The organism is Frankia sp. CeCAU1, from assembly GCF_977971845.1.
This window is the reverse complement of the sequence record NZ_CDWWXA010000045.1, coordinates 1-24091: the sequence shown is the minus strand read 5'-3', so window position 1 is coordinate 24091 and position 24091 is coordinate 1. Positions and strand designations below refer to the sequence as shown.

Sequence of the window (24091 nt, the reverse complement as noted above, 5' to 3'; positions counted from 1 at the left end):
GGTGTGCCGACCGCGCCGGCTTCATCGTCAACACCCTACTGTTCCCATATCTCAACGACGCGGTGAAGATGCTGGAGTCCCATTACGTGGGTATCGATGCGATCGATACAGCCATGAAGGTCGCCTGCGCACACCCGATGGGGCCGTTCGAACTCGCCGATGCCATCGGCCTGGACGTGACACTCGCCATCCAGCGCGCCCTGTACCGGGAGTTCCGCGAACCCGGGTACACCCCGACGCTCCTGCTGGAAGACCTCGTCAGGTCCGGACGTCTGGGGTACAAGACCGGGGGGGGTTTCCGGGTCTACTGAACATCTGCCCGATGTCGGCATCGTATAGGAGAGTTCGACCGTGAAAGAAATAAGGTCAGCTATTCTCGCCGGTGACACGCCCAAGGAGGCCTTTACATCCCTCCGGGTGCCGGAGACCTACCGGGGAGTGGTCGTCCGAAAGGAAGACGTCAACATTTTCAGTGGGCTCGCATCCCGCGACAAGGACCCCCGACGTTCGCTGCACCTGGACGAGGTCGCGACACCGGAGATCGGCCCCGGTGAGGCGCTGGTCGCCGTGATGGCGTCCTCGATCAACTACAACACGGTGTGGACGTCGGTCTTCGAACCCCTGCCGACGTTCGGTTTCCTGGAGCGCTACGGCCGCCTCTCCCCGCTCAGCAAGCGGCACGACCTGCCTTATCACGTCGTAGGGTCCGATCTCGCCGGTGTCGTGCTGCGCACTGGGCCGGGGGTACACGCCTGGTCGCCAGGTGACGAGGTGGTGGCCCACTGCCTGTCGGTCGAGCTGGAACGGCCGGAGGGCCACAACGACACGATGCTGGATCCGGAGCAGCGCATCTGGGGTTTCGAGACCAACTTCGGTGGCCTCGCCGAACTGGCTCTGGTCAAGGCGAACCAGCTCATGCCGAAACCGGCGCATCTGAGCTGGGAGAAGGCCGCGGCATCGGGCCTGGTGAACTCCACCGCCTACCGTCAGCTGGTGTCGCGCAACGGCGCGGACATGAAGCAGGGAGATATCGTGCTGATCTGGGGCGCGAGCGGGGGGGCTGGGCTCCTACGCCACGCAGCTGGCGGTGCGCGGCGGTGCAATCCCAGTCTGCGTTGTCTCTCCTTCCGAGAAAGCCGAAATTGCCCACAGGATGGGCGCCGAGCTGGTGATCGACCGGACGTCGGAAGGCTACCGGTTCTGGACGGATGAACACACCCAGAACCCGAAGGAATGGCAGCGCTTTGGCAAGAAGATCCGGCAGCTCACCGGCGGGGAGGATCCGGACATCGTTTTCGAGCATCCCGGGCAGGAGACCTTCGGCGCCTCGGTCTATGTGGCCCGCCGCGGCGGAATGATCGTCACCTGCGCCTCCACCAGCGGCTTCGTCCACTCCTACGACAACCGCTATCTCTGGATGAATCTGAAAAAGATAGTGGGGTCGCATTTCGCGAACTACCGCGAGGCCTGGGAGGCCAACCGATTGATCACCAAGGGGCTGGTTCATCCGACCGTGTCACGGGTGTATCCACTGGACGAGACCGGCCAGGCCGTCTACGAGGTACACCGCAACCTGCACCATGGCAAGGTCGCTGTCCTGTGCCTCGCGCCGCAGGAGGGCCTCGGCGTGCGCGACAACGCGATACGGACCCGCCATCTGGGCGCGATCAACCGCTTCCGCGAGACGTGATCATGAATTTTGGATCTTCCGCGGGAATAGCGGAGGTCGGAATTCGCCAGCCTCCCCGGCCCTGCCGCCACCAAGACGGACGTGTACCGCGGTGTTGTTGCACGCGGCGTCCACCTCCTACGGATCGCGGGGATCATCGGCGGGGGATCACCCCCGCATCAGGGAAGGGGCTCCTGTACCGCCATCACCGGACGCTGAAGGGAGGGGATGTGGCGTGGCCTCCGAACTGTCGACCTCGGACCAGCAAGTCAACAATCTGAGCCAATCCAACATCAATGGAGGTTTTCCTTCATGAGCGGCGTAACCGGTTCGGATTTTTCGGACCACCTCGATACGCATGGACCTTTGCTAGTCGGAGCATGGAAGCTCGTCTCGTTCATCGTTACTGACCGCAATGGAATAATTCTCAGCATGCCCATGGGCACCCAACCGAGCGGCCTAGTGATCTACGCGGCCGACGGCCACATGTCCGCACACCTGCGCGATCCTCAGCGTCACACCTCAAGCGCATCCGTCTCCGAATTCATGAATAGCTCGCAGGTCGACGCCGAATCGATCGCCATGAACCATCCCTACATCGGATACTGCGGAACCTATTTCCTAGCGGATGATCAAGTCATCCATCATGTGCAGGTGGCGTCTGTTCCCGAATGGATTGGAGGGAACCAGGTTCGCAATTTCGCATTGAGAGGAAATGTGTTGACGCTGTGCTGTCCGGCAAAGTGGGACGGCTCTGGCATCCGGCTTCCGTACCTGACGTGGGAGCGGATCCGGCCCGCGGAATCGCCAGCTGGTGCGACCGTAGCACCATAACGGCCACCGCCGACAAAGAAAAGAGACCGCCATGACGGGCGCACACGCTGGCCGTGCCAATTTTGGCTGGCACGCACGATTCATTGATCTTCCTGCCGGCCGATTCAGCTATCGGGTCTGGAGTGAAGATCGAGATGAACGGATGCGGGTCGTGTTGCTGCATGCCAACGCGGGATCGGCTGCAAGCTGGTCTCGTGTCGGCCCCGCGCTGGGGGATAGGTGCCAGGTTTTCGCGCTCGATCTGCGAGGACATGGTGCCAGTGTTCGACCACCCGTCGGGTCGTACGGCCTACGCAAGGCCGCTGATGATGTGGTGTCCTTCCTGACCGCCGTGGGGGTCGAGGAGCCGATGCTGGTCGGCCACTCGTGGGGAGCCGCCGTGGCCCTGGTCACCGCGACCGGTGCCGAGTCGGAGCAGCTTCCCCCGGCGGTGTCGCGCCTTGTTCTTGAAGACCCCCCGGTGATGATGTCACCAAAGCTGCAGCGCGAACAGATCAACGATCTGATCAAGGCCATCGCACTGTCCGAAATAGAACTGCGGGAAATCCTCTCCATGGTTCATCCCGGCTGGCACCCCGATGATGTGGACAGTCTGCTGGAGGGTTTCCGGTACGCCGACCCTGCCATCGTCGAGAGCCTGGTGCGCGATGGATCCTGTACAGGCCCGCTACTCCCGCTCCTAGGTCAGCTCACTGTTCGGACCCTTCTCATCCGCGCCAACCCGCTGCGGGGCGGACTGTGGTCCGACGAAGAATGGGCGCACGCACGCCGCATCCTGCCCGTCTGCTGCACCACCGTCGAGTTGCACAACGCATCACACGACGTGCACCGTAGCCAGTTCAACCAGTTCATCCAGGCCGTTCGCGAATTCGCAGAGATCTGAGAAGGTGTTTGAGATTGTCGGTCAGAAGGCGTTTGAGAATGGAGGTTGATAACGGTATGTGACCCGCCGGTGTGCGGGGCGATGGCACCCAGACCCGCTGCCTGGGCACGACGGCGAACCGGGCCGCGTCGGGCCCGTCGGGCACCGCCGACGACCCGCCCCACCTGCTTGTGCGCGCCGCGCTCGTGACCACCTACGCGTCGCGAGCGACGCTCGGGGCCACGATCGACGGCTCCCACGTCGGCGAGCAGACGCTGGCCGCCCGATCCTCGCCGAGCAGCCGGGGGTGTTCAACGCCCTGCGGGCCTGCCTCGAACCGGAGCGGTCACGGTTCGACCAGCTTCCACAACTCGTCCGGGACCGGACGTAGAGCAAGCCGCTCTCCATCACATCCATGATCGGTTATCTACCCGGAACCGCCGTGTGAGACACGCTCTTAAAGTACTGCCATTGAGCTCACACCTGATCACTAATGGCACCGGCAAGGTTTGGAAGAGGCGGGCTGGTTTACCCGCCGAAGGTACTGATGTGATCACCGGGAAGACGCTTCAGGATCTTTCTGACCTCGCGGGCGGGTGGAAAACCCGGCCCCTCGGGTAGGTGGAAAAGTTGCGCATAGGGCAGTAGACTACTGAATCATTATGGACACCATACATTCCTTCCGATCCCGATGGCCCCGGACACCGAGGCACCGTGGCCGTCGAGCCATGGTGACGGTGCTTGGCGCCCTCGTCATCCCATCGACTCTGTTCCTCAGCGGTTGCGGCCAGAACTCCAAGCAGGACAACGGCGGCGCCGTGCCCGTACCACGGGCCAGTATCGAGAGTCCGCAACGTGCGACACCCTGGCCGGCGCCAGCCGGGGCCACCAGCCACGTTGCGGTCATAGCCCAGACAGCGGTCCCAACCCCCCCCGGAGGAAAATTCTAGGAACCTATTTTAGATCTTGCCCTAACCTCGGACGTATGCTGAGCGCCAGAGGGTCGGACTCCGGCGCTCGGCGTGCCAACCGGTCGACAGCCCGCTTTATCGGGTTGGGATATGGGACCAGGGTAATTCTAAAACAGCTTCTTGGATCGGGTGGCCCAGGGGATTCGCACCCCTGGGCTGGCAGGGGCAGGGCGACTCCGAAGGGCCAAAATCCTTCATCTGCCACGCAGTCGTTGGCCTGTCCGTGGTCTTCCCGACGGGCTGACGAGCGGGAGTGAGCCGGTCGGGTCGCGCGGGTCGAGCACACCCCGGACCCACCCCACACCACACCCGATCGAGTTACGAAACAGCCTTTTGTAGGATGCGGTTATTTGACGTCCATGCCGGCGCTAGCGTCGGGCACCGGAATGTGCGCTTTCGGTGTCGCCGGTGGGGTCCAGTCGCCGTAGTGTCTCGTCCGCGGTGTGCTCCACCCGTCGCATCGTGAGGTGCAGGATCGGCGGAGTTATCATGGTGGTGACGAGTGCCACGAGGACCACCACCGTGTAGGCCGCCGTGTTCAACACGCCGAGGCGCAGCCCCACTCCGGCGACGACCAGGCCGATGACCCCGCGGGCGTTCAGCCCGGCGCCGAGCGCGAGGGCCTCCCAGTGGCCAAGCCGGCTGGCCCGGGCTCCGAGGTAGGCGCCGGCGAACTTGCCCGCGACGGCAAGCAGCAGGACCACCAGGCCGGTGGCGAGGACCGACAGGTCGGTGAGCTTGCCGAGATCGACCCGTAGCCCGGCGGTGGCGAAGAAGATCGGCGCCAGCACAGTGAGCACCACCGTCCGCAGCGGCGCGACCCGGTCGGGAGCGAAACCCCGGCTGGACCCGATGACGACGCCGGCGATGAACGCGCCGAAGATCGCCTCGAGCTTCAGTGCCTCCGTGGCCGCCGCCGCGGCCAGGATCAGTACGGTGACGACCACGATCTGGCCACCACCGTCGCGCGCCGTGCTGGCGTATCGAAGTGCCCGCCGGACCGTCGGAGGACCGACCACCAGGGCGGCCAGCACGGTGCCGAGCATGCTGACCACCGGCACGGCGATGTCACTGCCACGCACGCCCGTGGTCGCCATCGCCGACACTATGGAGAGTGCGAACCACCCGGCCACGTCGTCGACTGCGGCCGCGGCCAGGGTGAGCTGGCCGACGTTGCGGTCCAACAGGTTCATGTCGATGAGGATCTTCGCGGCTACCGGGATCGCGCTGACCCCGAGCGCCACGCCGAGGAACACCGCGAACACCAGCCGATGGGCGCCGTCCGCGACGAGAGAGTCAGGCAGCAGTAGCCCCGCCGAGACGCCGAGGCCCACCGGAACCAGCAGCCCGGCGAGGCCGACCCGGGCGGCGGCCAGACCCCGGCGCCGCACCATCTGGATGTCCATCTCTATGCCGATGAATCCGACCAGCAGAATCACGCCGAGCTGGCCGACGGCGTCGAGGAGATGGAACTGGTCGGCCCGTGCGGGCAACAGCCAGCCGGCGAAGCCAGGCGCGAGCGCGCCAAGCAGAGATGGCCCGATGATCACGCCGGTGAGGAGTTCACCCACCACTGCCGGCATTCCCAGCCGCGTTGCCGCCCGCCCGAGGAGATAAGCTAGCCCGAGCAGGACGGCGATCTGGAGCAGGAAAACGAGAAGCGCATGGGACGACAGCGCGGCTACCGGACCGGATGCGTTGACCATCACTACTCCTGGGCAGGTCAGGCGGACGTCTGAACCGACGGTGACACCGAGCACGAGCGAGAGTGGCAGGATGAGGTAAACCGCCGGTAGATCCGATGCGCTGCGTACGTAACCGTTACTCCCCGGGGCCGGCGAGCGTTTCTCGGTAGGTCATCGGGTCAGCCGCCAACCGCCCGCACGATGGTCTTTGCGTACGTGTCGTAGGCGTTGCCCTCGGTCAGGAGCAGACGGGGGATGACGAGCTCACATTCCAGTAGCCGCAGCACACGGTGTTCGTCCCGCAAGCCGTCAACCCGGCCGAAGATCAACGGTCCGTATCGGTTCTCTAGTGCTTCATACACACAGTATGCCCACTCACGCTCGGCTGGTGTCGGCTGGATAACTTCATTCCGGCCACCGAACCGTTCATGTGCCCACCAGCCGCCGTCCCGGGCGACTCTTTTGCGGACCGCGTGGCTCAACTTTCCGCCTAGGAAGACGAAGGAGAGTTCACCATGAGCCAGGATCGATGAGAGAAAGGGCTGGACACAGACGTGATGGGTGGACACCAAGTCACGGAGCAGTGTCTCGGGTTCCGTGTCGCGGCGTGGTGCCACGCCCGTCGTCGACGTTGCTTCGTGGCCGTGCCGGACGAAGTGCGTTGCTGAGGTACTCGGCCCGCTCCGTGAGACCCGGAAGGTGCGCCAAGAGCCGGCCGAGACGGTTGGCTTGATGACGACATGGTCCCATCCGGTCTGGGTCATGAGCGTGTCAATCGTCACGTCCTCGCCCCGGGAAACCCAGCGGGTCGGGATCACCGCGATGCCGTCCTGTTCGAGCTCTGACAGGTACCGCCGTTTGTCGAGCGTCCCGACGGCCACCCGCATCGAGTTCAGAATTGGAATCTTCCCGTCCAGCTCCAGATACAGTCTCCGGATCCTGTCAAGGAAGTCGGGCCGCTTGTGGAAGCCGCGGCACATTCGTAGGTTCACGCCGTCGAACGCTGTCCAGTCGACGGTGTGCACGTTGTCGAGATGGACCGCGACTGCCGTGACACCGTAATCAGCCAGGGCGGTAACGATCTGTGGGTACTCCGCGTGCGGCGAGTCCAAATGTAGATAGGCGATCGGTCGCCCAGCGGTAACGGCTTTCATTCATCTTTCCTTAGCAAGGCCTCGTGGTTAGCGAGTTCGCTGGCCGTCGCGCTGTCGCTGGGGCGGCGTACAAGCAGGAGCAGGCGTCGGATCGCCGTGTCCACCCCGTCCCACAGATAGGCAGCGGCGAATCCGGCGAGCAGGGCATACGGCCGCAGCCGGATCACCCATCGCAGTCGGGTGTTGGCCGGCACGGGCAACCGGTCCAACCAGGTCGCGGTGCCCTCTGGTCGTAGTTCCGCGGGTTCCACCAGGTCATGAGCTGAAATATCTCGTCCCCGGTCCCCGCCGATCGCCAGCCACCACAGCTTGGGCAGCGGCGCGGTGACGTTCTGGACGCTACGGACCGTTGGTAGCTTGACACCGTGATCCAGCCGCCACCGTGCGCGGGCCGCGAGGTTGGCCTGTAGCCGGCTCTGTATCCAATGCACGGTTTCCGGCGGCAACCACCGCCACAGCGGGGCCCGGGAGTAGAATAGCGTGGATTGGAGACGCCGCCGGACGCGGCGGTTCTTCGGGGTCTCCCGAGTGGTGTCGCCCTCGGTGTCGACGAGCCATCGGGTGAGCGCTGAACGGGTGCTGCCCACCGACCAGAACACCATCATATCAAGCACGTGGGACAACACGAAGAAGCGAGGATCCGCGATCGCGGCAGTGTACTTTTCGCGGACCATCGCGCGCAGCATGTGCCAGTCCTGGCGAGTGGCTCGGTTCACCCGCTCGATATACGCCCGGTCCAGGTGCCCGGAGCGGACGTCGTCCTGGACAATGTTGGCGAGATGCCAACTGGTCACCAACGCCAGCGCGATTCCCTGGCTGTAGTAGGCGTCGATGATGCTGCCCGCGTCGCCTACCATTGCATAGCGCTGCGGGCTGACGAACGTGTCGGTCCAGTGCTGGACGTTACGGTAGGTCCGGAACTCAAGGAGTGACTCCGGTGCGATCACCTTGTCGAGGACGGGGTGCCGCCGGATGAGATTCCAGAACTGCTCCTGCGGAGTTCGGCCGGGTGGCGCCGACCGCTGGTCGAAAGTCGCGCCGACGCTGATCCGTTCCTTCGAGAGCCGGATGACCCAGATCCAGTAACCAGTCCCCCACAAATGTACGGTGTACAGGTCGCGTTGCGTATCGCGGCCGTTGGGGAAGGTATGCGTCCACTCGTCACCGAACAGGCTATCGGTCACGCCCTCGAACTGGCCCCAGACCGCTGTCGTCTGAAATCCGTCGGTCAGTTCCCGCCGCTCCGCGGCATGTCCGCGGCCGCGGGCCAACAACCGGTTGCGTCCAGAACAGTCGACGACCCAGCGCGTTCGGATGATGTTGCTGTGCCCGGTTGTGCCGTCCAGCCATTCCACCTGATGCCAGTCCGCTCCCGGGGAGATCTGTATGTCGCTCACTCGGGCGGTGTCGACGAAAGTGATTCCAGCACGCCGTCGGACGGCCGCACACATCGAATCCTCCGCTTCGGGACGGACGATCTGCATGTCGAGGAACATGCAGCGGAACCACTTCTTGTCGGGCGCAAGATCGTAGAGATAATGCGGCGGATGCGGGTCGGCGTTGATGGCCCACTCGGTGGTGTCGCGGAAGTCTGATCTGTTCTCCGTGCCGTGGGAGAACCATACACCGAGTTTCGCGAATGATTCCTCGGTGATGAACTCATCCAGCTCGCCCACAGTGCGGAGAAAAGCACTCGTGAAGACTAGGAACGACTCTCCAACCTTGTAGCTGTGTTTCTTGTCGCGAAGGTTGTCGATCAGCGTTACTCGCAGGCCTCGTTTGGCAAGCTGAAGGGCGTTCGCCAGGCCTATGATGCCGGCACCGACCACCACGACATCAGTTTCGGAGGTCGCCTGCCGAATCACCGGCAAGCCCTCCGGTGAATGCGCTTTCTCGTTGGTCATCAAATCAGATCTTTGTCGAAGCTTCCGGGAAACGCGGTCGGCCTCGCCCACCGGCTGGATTTTCGCATCTGGTCTCGCGTGCTTAGTCTCGCATAAATTTACTTCGTCATAAGCGCACAGGACTGGTGTCGACGATACCAAGGGACTTTGTTGGCTGGCTCCGCAACCAGATCCGGCCACCACGTTAATGGTCTTCCTGACTGCCCTGCTTCGCAGGGCCTCCCCCAGCTCTGGCGTCATCTCATTGCATGGAACACGGATGTACAACACCCGACTATTGCAATTGATTGGCTCGTGGATGTGCCATTGCCCTGGCTGCCTACACCCGCTCCAGCCGGTCGGCTCCGGCTCCTGGCATCCCAAGGCTGCTGGCAGTGCAGTCTGCGTCCTCGGCATGGGTGCAGCCTGAGCGACGGACCGGTGTGCGGGGACGGGAGAACTACCTGTCTCACTACCTGTCCGCTCACCTGCCCACCTGTCTGTCCCGGTTGTCCACCCGTCTGTCCCGATTGTCCACTTATCCGGCCAAGTTGTGTCCCCCCATAGGTAGCGGGACGGTGTTGTGTGTGTCCGGACGTGGAAGGTCGAACCTGCCGGCGGAACTAACCAGCTTCGTCGGTCGCAGACGGGAGCTGGCAGAGGCATTGCGGTTGCTGGCCGGCGCCCGGTTGCTCACGCTGACCGGGCCCGGGGGGGTCGGGAAGACCCGCCTCGCCCTTCGGCTCGCGGCGGACCGGCAGCGCGCGTTCCCCGACGGTGTCTGGATCGCCGAGTTGGCCGACCTCGACGACCCGTCACTGGTCGTCGACGCGGTCGCCGAGGCGATGGACCTGCAGCTCCTCTCCGGGCGATGGACCGCGGCGACGCTCGCCGCGCACCTTGCTCCGCGCAGGATCCTGCTCGTGCTCGACAACTGCGAGCACCTCGTGGACACGTGTGCCCGGCTCGTCGACACCCTGCTGCGCGCGGGCCCGGACCTGCGGGTCATCGCAACCAGCCGCCACCTGCTCGGGGTGGCAGGGGAACGGGTGCTGAAGGTGCCCCCGCTGAGGGTACCCCCGGCGCCGGCCCCGGGCACGGACCAGTCCGCGTTGGCTGGCGGGCTCATCCAGTACGAGGCGGTGAGCCTGCTGGCGGAGCGCGCGGCGGCGGTGCTGGGGGAATTCAGCCTCGACGAGGGCAACTGGCGGACCGTCGCGTCGCTGTGCCATCGCCTGGATGGCATCCCGCTGGCGATCGAACTGGCGGCTGCTCGGCTCCGGACGCTGTCCCTGGAGCAGATCCTCGATCGGCTCGACAACCGCTACGCCCTGTTGACGCGAGGCAACAGGGCCGGGCCCCGCCGCCAGCAGACCCTGCGCGCGCTGATCGACTGGAGCTTCGACCTGTGCACTCCCGAGGAGCAGCAGATGTGGGCGTGCCTGTCGGTGTTCGCCGACGGGTTCACCTTGGAGGCGGCTGAGCAGGTGGAGGGCGCCAGGTACCCGCCGGAGGTCGTGCTGGACCTGCTGAGCGGGCTGGTTGACAAGTCGATTCTGGTCCGTGAGGACGACGGGGAGATGGTCCGGTTCCGGATGCTGGACACCATTCACCAGTACGGCCAGGACCGCCTGCGCGAGTCCGGTCGGGAACAGGACGTGCGCCGTCGGCATCTCGCCTACTACCGCCGGATGGCGGCCCTCGCCGACGCTCAGTGGTGCAGCCCGGCCCAACTCGACTGGATCCGGCGGATCCGGAACGAGCAAGCGAACCTACGGGTTGCGCTGGACCTCTGCCTCACTACACCGGGCCTGGCGGAGACCGCTCTGTCCATCATGGTGGCCTTGTGGCAATACTGGGCCGCCATCGGGCTACTCAGCGAGGCGCGCTTCTGGTTTGATCGGGGGCTGAGCAAGGCCACGGAGCCGGACGGGATCCGGGCCATCGGTCTGCAATCGGCCGCCCACGCCGCGTCCCTCCAGGGCGACATCACCGCGGCCGTGTCGCTGCTGGCCGAGGCTCGCGATCTGGCCGCCAGGCTGCACGAGCAGCGGGTGCTCGCACGCATCGCCTGCGTCGAGGGCAGGCTCGCCGCCATCAGCGGGGACACGTCGGCGGCGGTGGAGCGCAGTCAGGACGCCCGCCGCCGGTTCACTGACCTCGGCGAGCCGCTCGGTCTCGCCCAATCACTGCTCTATCTCGGGCTGGCCCACGGAATCCGCGAGGAACAGGACGCGGCGGCGACCGTCTTCGCGGAATGCGTGGCGTTGACCGAGCGCTTCGGCGAATGCTGCTTCCGCTCGTTCGCTCTGTGCGGCCTCGGTCTGGCGGCCTGGCAGCTAGGCGAGTTGGAGCAGGCGATGGAGCACCATGCCGCGGCCATCTCCCTCAAATACGCGTTCCACGACCATGTCGGCATCGCCGTCGCGCTGGAGCAGCAGGCGTGGGTCATGGCCTCGGCCGGTCGGCACCACGAGTCCGCGGTCCTGCTCGGCGCGGCCGGGCGGATCTGGCGTGAGACCGGGGCATCGATCGCCGTCTTCGGGCTCGCCCTGTTCCACCACCGATGCGAGGCCGCCCTGCGACGCGTTCTGGATCAACGGAAGCTCGAACGCGCCCTAGCGCAGGGCGCGGAACTCGACCTGGACGAGGCCGTCGCCGCGGCTACCCAGGGCACCGGGACTCCCGTCGCCCACCCCGTCGTTCCCGCCGGCGAGCCGGAGGTACCCCTGACCCCTCGGGAGCGTCAGGTGGCGGACCTCGTCGCCCGCGGTCTGAGCAACAAGGAGATCGCGAGCTACCTGGTGATCGCCCAGCGCACGGCGGAAGGTCACGTCGAGCGCATTCTCGGCAAGCTCGGTTTCACCTCACGGGCCCAGATCGTCGCGTGGGTTAAGGACAGCAGCAGGAGCCCCCAGGAACGTACGTGTGAGCCGCAGCGACATGTTGGCGAGCGCGAGCGGAGCGCATCCACCTCACCCCGGCCTCCTCATGGAGATTCTGGAGGCGTACCACCTCACGGATAGTCACGGGCCGCGGCTTCGCTGGCGGCTGTGGATCATCTGACGGGGCCTCATCACAGGTCTCATCAGAGCGCAGATCTCCGGACCGGGACACCAGGGCACCTCCTCCTGGGTGGGCCCGGTCGAGGCCCGGCGTGTCTGCCCCATCGACAACCACACCAAAGTGGAGAATATGTCAACCAAATGGCTGAGAAGCGGCCAGGCATGGGTACTCTTGCCTTCGCAATATCAATCGAGTCGCTGAGGAGCGTCCTCGTGTCGAAGCAGAGGAAGAGCGACGATCGACCGCCCCGGGTCTCCCCGGATCTTGCGGACCCGACCCGGCGCGTCCTGGTCGAACGGCTGACCGACAGCGACATCACGGCCACTACAACCGACGACTCCGCCAACGACGCTCCGGTCAAGAAGGCGGATCAGACCATCCGCGCGCATCCGAGTAAGGGTTGGGGTGAACGGACGCGGGATGCTGGAGGAAACACCTCCAGCGCGGTTGCGGTGATTGGGATCGGGTGCCGCCTTCCTGGCGGCGTTGGTTCCGCAGCGTCGCTGTGTGATTTCCTCCGCGACGGTCGTGATGCGGTCACCTATGTGCCATCAGAGCTATGGAGTGAGGCGTCGCGGGAAGCGTCGCAGGCAGAGACCGATCGGAAGGACGAAAAGGTCTGCGGATCGAAAGACCTACGACCAGCGTGTAAGGATTCGGAATGAAATAACTTGTTCACTTTGGAGCCCTCGCGATCCCATGACCTGCGGAGACGCATGTTGGCCTGCATTACTTACTTCATTACGGACCCTAAGAGAGGTGTAATCATGAACAGCACGGGCCGCTCGGATCCATTGGACCACCCCGATGCGCGTGATTTTCTGCCGAACGCTCTGGGAGTATGGCGGCTCGCCTCGTTCGACATCACCAATCGTAACGGAGATGTTCTAGAGAGGCCTATGGGTGCCCACCCGGGCGGTCTACTGGTCTACTGGGAAGACGGCTACATGTCCGCGCAGGTGTGCGACCCACGGGGTGGCACCGCGAGCACACCCGTCCCTGAATTCGGGGACGGGTCGCGTGACGATGTCGAGTCGATCTCCAGGGGCACCTCGTTCTTTGGATACTACGGATCTTACCACGTATCTGGCAGGCAGGTCATTCATCGGGTGCAGGCAGCATCTGTTTCCGGGTGGATCGGAGAGGACCTGGTTCGTGATTTCACCCTGAAAGGGGGCACGTTGACGCTTTCTTGTCCGGCACAGGAGGACGTCTCGGGCATCCGGGTCCCACGCCTGACGTGGAGGCGATTCCGGCCCGCGGAATCGCCGAAAGGTGCGACCGTCGCCCCATCGTGGCCACCGCTGGACGGCAGGTACTAATGGGAATCCTGGTTGCTGGACCCAAGAAGGTGCATCTGCGCAGGCCGCGGCCCTGTCGGAGTCCAGTTACTTACATTCCTTTTAGTATCAGAAGGGGTTCGTGAACGGTGGACAAAGTCATCGCAAGTGCAGCCATGGCGATCGACGATATCCGTGACGGAGCATCGTTGGCAGTGGGTGGGTTCGGGGTGTGCGGCATCCCGAGCACGCTGATCGAGGCGTTGCTGAACGCCGATGTCACCGATCTCGAAATCGTCAGTAACAACTGTGGGGTCGACGGCTGGGGGCTGGGGCTTCTCCTGGACGCCGGCTGCATCCGTCGCCTGATCGGGTCCTATGTGGGGGAGAACAGGGAGTTCGAGCGGAAGTTCCTCGGTGGGGAATTGGAGGTCGAGCTCGTTCCCCAGGGGACGCTGGCCGAGCGGCTGCGTGCCGGCGGGGCGGGGATCCCGGCTTTCTACACTCCGGCGGGGGTGGGGACCCAGGTTGCCGACGGTGGTCTGCCGTGGCGGTATGACGGGGCCGGTGGCGTTGCGCTCGCGTCGCCGTCGAAGGAGACCCGGGAGTTCGACGGGGTCCGCTATATGCTGGAGCAGGCGATCGTTTGCCAGTTCGCGTTGGTCCATGCTTGGAAGGGCGACCGGCATGGCAACCTCGTATACCGGGGGAGCGCCGCGAACTTCAACCCGTTGTGCGCCACCGCGGGCAGGGTGACAATCGCTGAGGTGGAGGAGCTCGTCGAACCCGGTGAGCTCGACCCGGCCGAAATCCACACCCCCGGCATCTTCGTGCAGCGCGTCGTCCACGTCCCCACCACCGAAAAGCGGATCGAGAAGAGGACTGTGAGTTCCCGATGAGCTGGACCCACGAGCAGATGGCCAAGCGGGCGACCGCCGACCTGACCGACGGCCAGTACGTCAATCTGGGCATCGGCCTGCCGACCCTGGTAGCGAACCATCTCCCGCCCTGGGCCACGGTCATCTTGCACAGCGAGAACGGACTCCTCGGCGTCGGCCCTTTCCCCTACGACGACGAGGTCGACCCCGATCTGATCAATGCGGGTAAACAGACCGTCACACTCCTGCGCGGAGCCAGCACCTTCGATTCAGCGACGTCGTTCGGCATGATTCGCGGCGGGCACGTTGACGTCGCAATCCTGGGTGCTATGCAGGTGTCCGCCGCCGGTGACCTCTCCAACTGGATGATCCCCGGAAAGATGGTCAAGGGCATGGGCGGCGCCATGGACCTAGTCCACGGCGCCCGGCGGGTCGTCGTGATGATGGAGCACGTTACCCAGGACGGCAGCCACAAGTTCCTCGACGAGTGCACGCTGCCGCTGACCGGACAGGCCTGTGTGCATCGTGTCATCACCGACCTGGCAGTGATCGACATTAAGCCCGGCATCGGCCTGATCCTGCGGGAGGCCGCGCCCGGCGTCACTATCAGCGACGTTCGCGCGGCCACCACACCCAACCTCACGATCGCTCTGAAGTGACCGGTTGTTCGGCGTTCCGGGCCGCGGCGGCGTCGCCGTGATCCGGCCTACGTCCAGGTGCTGCTGTCTTTCGTAATAGTTTGCGGCTGGACAGTTACGGAGGCGTTGTCGCTCGGCTGCCCCGGGTCTCCCCGGATCTTGCGGACCCGACCCGGAGTGACCTGGTCGAACTGCTGACCGACAGCGACGTCACGGTCACTACAGCCGACGGCTCCGTCAACGACGCTCCGGTCAAGTCGGAATGTGCTACGGCGTGGCGGGTTTGTATCGGGCGACGTCAGCGCCTTCGATCCGGAGTTCTCCGGTATTGACCCGACCGAGGCAGAGTTGATCGATCATCAGCAGCGGCTGTTGCTGGAGCCTACGCAGAAGACGTGCGAGCACGCTGGATTGCCAACCGATGACCTGGTGGGGAGTAGCACTGATGTGTTTATCGGCATGTCCCAGGTGAGACACGATCTCAGTGAGTATATCGCCGAACTGCTGTAGCCTCGACCCCTGAAAGGATCAGTCGTGAACACAGCCATTCTCGGAACTGGGTCATACGTCCCAGAAAAAATTTTGACGAGTGAAGAAATGGAAGATCTCCTCGGCCTCGACCGTGGCAAGATCTTCGAGAAGACCGGCATCCGCGAACGCCGTGTGGCAGCACCGCACGAGGCCACCTCGGATCTGGCCGCCCACGCCGCACGACAGGCGCTCGCCGCGGCAGGCATGCAGGCCCGGGACATCGATCTGATCGTGCTTGCCACATCCACACCCGACCAGCCCATGCCCGCCACCGCATGCCACGTTCAAGCATCCATCGGCGCCACTCGAGCGTTCGCCTTCGATATTCAAGCGGTCTGCACCGGCTTCATCTACGCGCTGAAGTGCGCCGACTCCCTACTTGCCGCGGACCCGGATTACTCCACCGCCTTGGTTATTGGCGCCGACACCTATTCGCGCATTCTTGACTACACCGACTACCGCACCTCGACTCTTTTCGGAGACGGTGCTGGCGCGGTCGTCCTCGGCAAGGTACCTGACGGACAAGGCCTGCTGGCGAGCACCCTGTACTCGGACGGACGCAACAAGGACTTGATCCAGATCCCAGGCGGAGGCAGTCGAATACCTCCGAGCCATCTCAGCATCGAGAAACATCAGCACTACTTCATGATGAACGGCCGGGAGGTTCGTCGCCTGGCAACCGAGAAGTTGGCAGCAGTCGTGACGGAACTGTGCACGACTGTGGGTGTAACGCTGCCCGACGTTGATCTCATCGTGTCCCATCAGGCGAACGGGGTGATGCTGGCCGACCTGGCTGAGAACCTGGGGCTCGCCTCGGGAATGTTGCATCTCACCGTCGGCAAGTACGGCAACACCGGTGCCGCTTCCGTGCCGATCACACTGGATGACGCTGTACGGGCCAGTCGGCTCCAGCGGGACTCTCTGCTCCTTATCGTGGCTTTCGGCGGCGGCGCGACGTGGGGTGGAGTCGCCTTGCGCTGGGCGTAGGCCCGATATCAAGCAGTCGCCGATCCCGGCGCGGTCACCGCGACCGGCCGGGCGCCATCCCCATATTCCGGTCAGTCACCAGTCGCGAGGACGAACCGGCCACCCGCCAGCCGAATGATGTGTCTTGAGCAGGAAGGACTCAGCCGTGTTCCGCTGCGTCGCCATCGTCAACCGTGGTGAGGCCGCGATGCGCCTCATCCGAGCCGTTCGGGAGATAGTCGCCGAGACCGCAACAGCGATCGAGACCGTCGCCCTGTACACCGATGTCGACCGCACCGCGACGTTCGTGCGCGAGGCCGACAGGGCCTACTGTCTTGGCCCGGCCGCCGCGCGTCCCTATCTCGACCTGAGGGTCCTGGAGCGCGCGCTGGTGGAGACTGGGGCCGACGCCGCGTGGGTCGGCTGGGGCTTCGTCGCGGAGGACCCGGCGTTCGAAGAGCTTTGCGAGAGGCTCGGGGTCACCTTCATCGGGCCCAGTTCCGAGGCCATGCGCAAGCTCGGCGACAAGATCGGCGCGAAGCGGATCGCCGAGGAGGTCGGCGTGCCGGTCGCGCCGTGGAGCCGCGGTCCGGTCGAGAGCCTGGACGCCGCCCTGGCGGTGGCTGCCAAGATCGGCTATCCGCTTATGCTCAAGGCGGCCGCGGGCGGCGGCGGTCGGGGCATCCGTGTGATCAGGGACGAGTCCGAGCTTGTCAACGCCTTCGAGCGCACCAGGCAAGAGGCCGCGCGGGCGTTCGGCATCGATGTCATGTTCCTGGAGCACCTAATTACTGGGGCCCGGCACGTCGAGGTCCAGGTGATTGCCGACGGCCAGGGCACCGCGTGGGCGCTCGGCGTCCGCGACTGCTCGGTGCAGCGGCGCAACCAGAAGGTGATCGAGGAGTCGGCCTCGCCGGTGCTCAGCCCGGAGCAGGCGGCCAACCTCAAGGCCGCGGCCGAGCGGCTGATCGTCGCGGTCGGCTACCGGGGCGCTGCGACCGTCGAGTTCCTCTACCACCCCGGCGACAAGCAGGTCACGTTTCTCGAGGTCAACACCCGCCTGCAGGTCGAGCACCCGATCACCGAGGCCACCACCGGGTTCGACCTGGTCAAGGCCCAACTACACGTGGCCTCGGGCGGCCGGCTGCAGGGCGCGCGGCCGGTCGAGCGCGGACACGCCGTCGAGGCCCGGCTCAACGCGGAGGACCCCGACCGCGACTTCATGCCGTGCCCGGGCCACATCACGCGGCTGGAGCTGCCAGCCGGACCCGGCATCCGCGTCGACGCTGGCTTCAGCGAGGGCGACACCATCCCGGCCGACTTCGACTCGATGATCGCGAAGATCATCGCCTACGGCCGCGATCGCGACGGGGCGCTGGGCCGGCTGCGCCGGGCACTCCAGGGGACCAACGTGATCATCAAAGGTGGCGTCACGAACAAGAGCTTCCTGCTGGACCTGCTCAACCGGCCCGAGGTGATCGACGCCAGCGCGGACACCGGCTGGATCGACCGCGTCGGGGACAGGCTTGTCTCGCACCGGAACTCCGCCGTGGCCCTGGTGGCAGCGGCCATCGACGCGTACGAGGAGAAGGAGCACGCCGAGCGGCAGCGGCTGCTGTTGACGGCGTTCGGCGGACGCCCGCAGGTGCAGCACGACAGCGGTCGGCCGCTGGACCTCAAGTTGCGCGACGTCGGCTACCAGGCGCGCGTGGCGCGGCGGGGCCCGTGCCGGTTCCACGTCAGCCTCGAAGCGGGCGCCGACGTCCGCACCGCTGACGTCACGATTGACCGCTTCGATCGGCACACCGGGCAGATCGTCGTCAACGGTGCCCGGTACCGGCTACTCGCCGACATCCACGGGCCCGTCCACCTGATCGAGGTGGACGGCGTCACCCACCGGGTCAGCCGCGACGAGGGCGACGTCGTCCGCTCGCCCATGCCTGCCATGGTCATCGCCACGCCGCTGGAGGTTGGTGCCGAGATCGAGGCGGGCGCACAAATCCTGGTGCTGGAGAGCATGAAAATGGAGACGGTGCTGCAGGCGCCATTCAAGGCGCGGGTGAGGGAATACTTCGTCTCCGTGGGCAGCCAGGTAGAGGCGGGTGCGCCGCTGCTGCGGCTGGAGCCGATCGCCGGTGCCGAGGTCGAGGACAGCCCGGCTGCCGCGGCGGCCGGGCTGGACCTGCCGACCGCGCCCGAGGAGGTCCCGGCGCGTGAGCGCACCGCGCGCGGCCTGGAGGATCTGCGCGCTTTGCTGCTGGGCTTCGACCTGCACGATGAGCGCCAGGCGCTCCACGACTACCTCGCCGCGCGTCGGGCGGCCACCGAGGAGGGCCACCAGCCGCTGGCCAAGGAGCTCGAGATCATCGAAATATTCGCCGACCTGGCCGAGCTGAGCCGGAACTGGCCTGCCCGCATGGACGTCGGCGATGAGGGCCACCCGCGCAGCCCTCACGAGCACTTCCACACCTACCTGCGCAGCCTCGATGTCGAGCGGGCCAGGCTAACGGAGTCGTTCCAGGCCAAACTGGCCAAGGCGCTCGGGCATTACGACGTCACCGACCTGAAACGCTCCCCCGAGCTCGAGGCCGCGGTGTTCCGAATCTTCCTTGCCCGGCAGCCTGCCACCGCCAAGGTGGCCGCCAAGGTGGTTGCGGCGCTGCTGGAATCGTGGCGGTGGGAGCCGCCGCCGGACAAGTCCGTGCACAAACCGGTGTATCTGGCGCTAGAGCGGCTGGTGACCGCCACGAAGGGCCACTTCCCCGTGGTTGCCGACCTCGCGCTCGACGTGATGTTCGCCTGGTTCCAGCATCAGCAGCAGTTGCTGCGCCGTGCTCAGGAGCGCATCCGTATCTTCGAGCACCTGCTCCACCTGGACGCCTACCCGGACGCGCCGGATCGCACCGAGCGCATCGCCGAGATGGTGCGCAGCACCGAGCCGCTGGTGCCGCTGCTGGGCCAGCGTCTGCTGCGCGGCGACCAGGATAACACGGTCATACTGGAAGTGCTGACCCGCCGGTACTACGGCAACAAGGACCTCACCCACATCCGCGCCACCGAGTACGCCGGCTACCGATTCTGGGTGGCCGAGCGCGCGGGCTCCAGGCTCGTCTCCTGCGCAGTGGGCTTCGACGCGCTGGACGCGGCGCTGGGTGGGCTTGCGGAGCTGGCAGGCGGCGAGCGCTCCGTCGATGCTGACATCTACCTGTCCTGGGAGAACCAGCCGGCGGACTCCGACGTGATGGCGGCCGTGCTGGGCGAGGCCGCCAGCGCGCACCCGCTGCCGCCCCAGGTGCGTCGGCTCACCATCACCATCACCCCGGAGGCAGCTGCACGATGACCCACCGCTTCACGTTCCGGCCGTCGGACGCCGGGATGGCCGAGGAACGGCCGATCCGCGGCCTGCACCCGTGCATCGCGCAGCGGATGCAGCTGGAGCGGCTGAGCAAATTCGACCTCACCCGGCTGCCGTCGTCAGACGAGGATGTGTACCTCTACCAGTGCGTGGCGCGGGAGAATCCGTCGGATAACCGCTTTGTCGCGTTCATCCAGGTATGCGACCTGTTTAGGGAGCGCGATCATGATGGCCAGCTGGTCGCGTTGCCAGCGGCCGAGGTCGCCGTGGCCGCCTGCGTCGACTCGATCCGCCGCACGCGGTCGCGGCGACCGTCGGACAGGCGCTTCAACACCAACCGGATCGTGGTCTACGTCTGGCCGCCAAGCGACATCACCCGCACCGAGCTAGAGATGATCACTGAACGTGTGCTGCTGATGACCGCGGACGCCGAGCTGGAGGAGATCCTGTTCATCGCCCAGCAGCGCAGCCCGCAGACCGGCGAGCTGTCTAAGATCGCCCTGTGTGTCTCCTTCAAGACCACGGGCGTCGAGCTGACCGTTGGCGAGCCTTCGGTCGAGCCGATCGAGCCGATCGACGATTACCGGCTCAAGGTGCTGCGCGCGAGCAACCGCAAGATGATGCACCCATATGAACTGACCGACCTGCTCGGCGACTTCGTCGAGTACGACCTCGACGACAGCTGCGCGCTGGTGCCGGTCGACCGGCCGAAGGGGCACAACACCGCGGCGATCGTCGTGGGTGTGGCCACCGCCCCGACCAGGCTGCACCCGCGGGGTGTCACCAGGGTCGTACTGCTCAGCGACCCGACGAAGTCACTCGGCGCACTGTCAGAGCCGGAGTGCCGCCGCGTGATCGCCGCACTGAACCTGGCCGAGCGGATGCGGTTGCCGCTGGAATGGTACGCGCTGTCCTCCGGTGCCCGGATCTCCATGGAATCGGGCACGGAGAACATGGACTGGGTGGGCGCGGCACTCAAGCAGATCGTCGAGTTCACCCAGGCCGGCGGCGAGATCAACATCGTGGTCACGGGCATCACCGTCGGTGCGCAGCCGTACTGGAACGCCGAGGCGACGATGCTCATGCACACCAAGGGCATCCTGGTGATGACCCCGGACTCGACGATGGTGCTCACCGGCAAGCAGGCAGTGGATGTCTCCGGCGGCGTGTCGGCCGAGGACAACTTCGGCATTGGCGGCTACGACCGAGTGATGGGCCCGAACGGGCAGGGGCAGTATTGGGCGCCGAACCTGACCGCCGCCGTGGACGTGCTGATGGCACACTACAACCACACATATGTCGCCCCCGGCGAGGATGGTCCGCGGCGAGCGGAGACGAACGACCCCGTCGACCGCGACATCTCCGACTACCCTCACTCGGTGGCTGGCAGCGACTTCACCTCCGTCGGTGAGATCTTCTCCGCCGAGGCCAACCCGGACCGCAAGAAGCCCTTCGGCATCCGCCCTGTGATGGAGGCGCTGTCCGACCAGGACCACCCGGTGCTGGAACGCTGGAAGCACATGGAGGGCGCGGAGACCGCGGTGGTGTGGGACGTACACCTCGGCGGCATACCGGTATGCCTGATCGGCATCGAGTCGCGCGCTGTGCCGCGGCACGGTTTCCCGCCTGCCGACGGCCCGGAAATCTATACGCCGGGCACACTGTTCCCGCAGTCCTCGAAGAAGGTCGCACGGGCGATCAACGCGGCAAGCGGGAACCGGCCACTGGTGGTGCTGGCGAACCTGTCGGGCTTCGACGGCTCGCCGGAGTCGATGCGCAAGCTGCAGCTGGAGTACGGCGCCGAGATCGGCCGCGCGGTCGTGAACTTCCGCGGGCCCATTGTATTCTGCGTGATCTCGCGGTACCACGGTGGCGCGTTCGTGGTGTTCTCGAAGGCGCTGAACCCGAACATGACCGTGCTGGCGCTGGAGGGCTCGTTCGCCTCGGTTCTCGGCGGCGCTCCCGCCGCCGCGGTGGTATTCGCCCGCGAAGTCGACGCCCGCACCGCGGCCGACCCGCGGGTGCGCGGCCTGGAGGCCCGCGTCGCGGCTGCCACCGGCGCCGACCGCACCGCGCTAACCGCGGAGCTCGACGAGCTCCGCGTCTCGGTCCACGCGGAGAAGCATCGCGAGATCGCCACGGAGTTCGACCGCCGGCACACTATCCAACGCGCGGTCGAGGTCGGCTCCGTCGACGCCGTCATCCCCCCCGCCGAATTGCGCCCGCGGGTCATCGAGGCCATCGAGGCATCAAAGCCCGGATGATGGTGGGGCGTTACCTGGTCGACGTCGGCTGTCTCTGGTGCGGACGAGCCCGTGTTTGAGTATGGCGGCGGAGGCCTGGGGCACTTGTTCCTGCTGCCGTGAGCGCGTTCCTCAGTTTCCGTGTTCAGGTCTCCCCGGGCAACGCACCTGTAGGTGTGTCTGTCTGATGGGAGGAGGTGTAGGGGTGGAGGTTGTGTTCCCGCGCTGCGCGGGGCTCGACGTTCATCGGGACACGGTGGCCGCGGCGGTACGGATCCAGCCCGCGAAAGGACCCGATCGCGGTAGGGACCGCCCTTACGGGCGGCCTCCCGCACAGATCCCAGCGAGCGGAACTACCGCACTGGGCTCCTGCCTTGGGTAGTGGCGTCAAACCGTACGGCCGGTAGGGGATGTCGGATCTTGGCGGTCGGCAGCCATTGCTTCGCGATACGTCCCATCCGCGTCCAGTTCAGGTAGGCCCGCTGGCTCCGGCGCGACAGCGCCCTGTTCCAGGTCCGGGCCACCTCGTAGCGGAAGGCCGCCACCGCTTTGCTGTTGCCTGGCACGGCAAAGTAGTTCAGGTGGCCGTCGACCACGCTGCGCAACCACTGCCCCTGATCGGGGATGGGCTGGTGACGGCGCCGCTTCGCCTCGGTGTTGATCTCCCGGAGCTTCGCCGCCACACGCCGCTTGTCCGTGACACGCCTCACCCAGAAGAAGCCCTTCTTCCCCGTCGCACACAGGTGCGTGAAGCCCAGGAAGCTGAACGTCTCGGGCTTGCCCTCCCCACGGCGCGACCGGTTCACGGCGGCGAACCGCCCGAACTCGATCAACCGGGTCTTGTCAGGGTGCAACTCCAAGCCGAACTTCGCGAACCTCTCACGAAGATCAGCAAGGAACCGCCGCGCGTCGTCCCCGGCCTGAACCCGACGATCGCGTCATCGGCAAAACGCACGACTATGACATCTCCGTGCGCATTGTGATTCCGCCACCACTGCGCCCACAGGTCGAAGACGCGGTGCAGGTACACGTTAGCGAGCAACGGCGACGCCGAAGCCCCCTGCGGTGATCCGACCGTCGTCTCCGCCCACTCGCCGTTTTCTACCACTCCCGCACGCAACCACTTCTCGATGACGCGCAGGAGCCGTTTGTCCGCGATCCGGTACTCAAGGAACCTGACGAGCCACTGATGGTTGAAGCTCGAAAAGAACTCCTTAACATCAAGATCAAGAATCCGGTTCACCCTCTTCCGCTGGATACCGACCGCGAGCGCGTCGAGCGCCATGTGCTGGCTACGCCCGGGCCGGAACCCGTACGAGAAGTTGACGAAGTCCTCCTCGAAGACCGCGTTGAGCACCTCGACGACGGCCCGCTGGACTATCTTGTCTTCCAGCGTGGCAATGCCGAGCGGCCGCCGCCGCCCGTCCGCCTTCGCGATGTACACCCTCCGCGAGGGACTCGCCCGGTAGCGCCCCGAGTGGATCCGGTCGTGCAGGCCGACCAGGTTGCACTGGAGGTCCTGCTCGTACTCCTCCCACGTCACCCCATCCACGCCCGGCGCGGCCTTCGGGCGAACCGCCCGGAACGCCGCCTCCAGGCGAGCCAGATCAACATGGTGGAGCAGCGCGGTGAACCGCATCTTCCTGTCCCGCCGTGCGGCTTGGCGCACACGGACCAACGGGTTTGACACGCCTGACCCGGCTCTGCGTCCGGAACGTGTTTCGCTGGCCGTGTTCCCCTTGGCCACGCCCCTTTCCTCCCCCGCCTCCGCAACCACTCTCGCGGCTCTGTTCGGCTGGTTCACAGGTACTATGGGCGTGTCTGACCTCCCGCACCCGTGCATCCCAGGATTACCGCCTTGGCGTTCCCTGGACGGCCCGCCGGCCATCACCCCGACGGGCGGGTACGGGATCTCCCGGTTCTCGTGCCTGAGGATTCCGTGCATGCCATGGTTCTCCGACCGCGCGGGGCCCGTCCCGAACTCGCGTCTAGCGCTCGCGACGATGTTGCCTTCCGTGCTTTCGACCACGTCGGCGCACCCGGTCTTCTCATTTCGCGGCTCAATACTAATAGGCA

General features: G+C 65.6%; 17 protein-coding genes and 1 pseudogene. 13 read left to right on the top strand and 5 right to left on the bottom strand.

Annotated elements, in window-relative coordinates; all coding sequences use genetic code 11:
* The 4 genes and pseudogenes from AC08OO_RS10555 to AC08OO_RS10540 all read left to right on the top strand — a co-directional run.
* Nucleotides 1–311, top strand: a 311-nt coding sequence (locus AC08OO_RS10555; protein ID WP_476618461.1) for a 3-hydroxyacyl-CoA dehydrogenase family protein, incomplete at its 5' end; no start/stop codon positions are given.
* A 40-nt stretch (nt 312–351) separates the two neighbouring features.
* A pseudogene (gene ccrA / locus AC08OO_RS10550) lies at nt 352–1690 on the top strand (crotonyl-CoA carboxylase/reductase).
* Between the two features lie 291 nt (nt 1691–1981).
* The gene (locus AC08OO_RS10545) at nt 1982–2503 is read left to right on the top strand and encodes a lipocalin-like domain-containing protein (RefSeq protein WP_476609750.1); all 522 of its coding nucleotides are present in this window, start codon (nt 1982–1984) and stop codon (nt 2501–2503) included.
* 31 nt (nt 2504–2534) lie between these two features.
* The gene (locus AC08OO_RS10540) at nt 2535–3386 is read left to right on the top strand and encodes an alpha/beta fold hydrolase (RefSeq protein ID WP_476609751.1); all 852 of its coding nucleotides are present in this window, start codon (nt 2535–2537) and stop codon (nt 3384–3386) included.
* A gap of 1318 nt (nt 3387–4704) precedes the next feature.
* Here AC08OO_RS10540 and AC08OO_RS10535 read toward each other — a convergent pair.
* The 3 genes from AC08OO_RS10535 to AC08OO_RS10525 form a co-directional block, all read right to left on the bottom strand.
* Nucleotides 4705–6042, bottom strand: coding sequence for a cation:proton antiporter (locus AC08OO_RS10535; protein WP_476609752.1), 1338 nt, complete (start codon nt 6040–6042; stop codon nt 4705–4707).
* A 158-nt stretch (nt 6043–6200) separates the two neighbouring features.
* Complete coding sequence (locus tag AC08OO_RS10530; RefSeq protein WP_476609753.1) at nt 6201–7175, bottom strand: ATP-grasp domain-containing protein; 975 nt, start codon at nt 7173–7175, stop codon at nt 6201–6203.
* Entirely contained in the window at nt 7172–9319 is a 2148-nt protein-coding gene (locus AC08OO_RS10525) for an NAD(P)/FAD-dependent oxidoreductase (RefSeq protein ID WP_476609754.1), read from the bottom strand. The genes AC08OO_RS10530 and AC08OO_RS10525 overlap by 4 nt, the downstream gene beginning before the upstream one ends.
* A gap of 134 nt (nt 9320–9453) precedes the next feature.
* On the opposite strand from AC08OO_RS10525, the gene AC08OO_RS10520 reads away from it, so the two are divergent.
* The 9 genes from AC08OO_RS10520 (at nt 9454) to AC08OO_RS10480 (ending at nt 22036) form a co-directional block, all read left to right on the top strand.
* Complete coding sequence (locus AC08OO_RS10520) at nt 9454–12084, top strand: ATP-binding protein (RefSeq protein ID WP_476609755.1); 2631 nt, start codon at nt 9454–9456, stop codon at nt 12082–12084.
* 201 nt (nt 12085–12285) lie between these two features.
* A complete protein-coding gene (locus AC08OO_RS10515) occupies nt 12286–12789 on the top strand; it encodes a beta-ketoacyl synthase N-terminal-like domain-containing protein (protein ID WP_476609756.1) in 504 nt (167 codons plus the stop codon).
* A gap of 51 nt (nt 12790–12840) precedes the next feature.
* On the top strand, nt 12841–13446 hold the full coding sequence (locus tag AC08OO_RS10510) for a lipocalin-like domain-containing protein (protein WP_476618460.1): 606 nt from the start codon (nt 12841–12843) through the stop codon (nt 13444–13446).
* Between the two features lie 107 nt (nt 13447–13553).
* Nucleotides 13554–14303, top strand: coding sequence for a CoA transferase subunit A (locus AC08OO_RS10505; RefSeq protein WP_476618459.1), 750 nt, complete (start codon nt 13554–13556; stop codon nt 14301–14303).
* The gene (locus AC08OO_RS10500) at nt 14300–14941 is read left to right on the top strand and encodes a CoA transferase subunit B (RefSeq protein ID WP_476609760.1); all 642 of its coding nucleotides are present in this window, start codon (nt 14300–14302) and stop codon (nt 14939–14941) included. The genes AC08OO_RS10505 and AC08OO_RS10500 overlap by 4 nt, the downstream gene beginning before the upstream one ends.
* Before the next feature lie 243 nt (nt 14942–15184).
* Nucleotides 15185–15430, top strand: a complete 246-nt coding sequence (locus AC08OO_RS10495) for a beta-ketoacyl synthase N-terminal-like domain-containing protein (RefSeq protein ID WP_476609761.1) — start codon at nt 15185–15187, stop codon at nt 15428–15430.
* 24 nt (nt 15431–15454) lie between these two features.
* On the top strand, nt 15455–16438 hold the full coding sequence (locus tag AC08OO_RS10490; RefSeq protein WP_476609762.1) for a 3-oxoacyl-ACP synthase III family protein: 984 nt from the start codon (nt 15455–15457) through the stop codon (nt 16436–16438).
* Nucleotides 16439–16583: 145 nt separating this feature from the next.
* Nucleotides 16584–19757, top strand: a complete 3174-nt coding sequence (locus tag AC08OO_RS10485) for an ATP-binding protein (RefSeq protein ID WP_476609763.1) — start codon at nt 16584–16586, stop codon at nt 19755–19757.
* A complete protein-coding gene (locus AC08OO_RS10480; protein ID WP_476609764.1) occupies nt 19754–22036 on the top strand; it encodes a carboxyl transferase domain-containing protein in 2283 nt (760 codons plus the stop codon). The genes AC08OO_RS10485 and AC08OO_RS10480 overlap by 4 nt, the downstream gene beginning before the upstream one ends.
* A gap of 332 nt (nt 22037–22368) precedes the next feature.
* Here AC08OO_RS10480 and AC08OO_RS10475 read toward each other — a convergent pair whose 3' ends face one another.
* On the bottom strand, nt 22369–22875 hold the full coding sequence (locus AC08OO_RS10475; RefSeq protein WP_476609765.1) for a hypothetical protein: 507 nt from the start codon (nt 22873–22875) through the stop codon (nt 22369–22371).
* The coding region (locus AC08OO_RS10470) for a reverse transcriptase domain-containing protein (protein ID WP_476609766.1) at nt 22845–24091 on the bottom strand (1247 nt) is incomplete at its 5' end. The genes AC08OO_RS10475 and AC08OO_RS10470, both read right to left, overlap by 31 nt.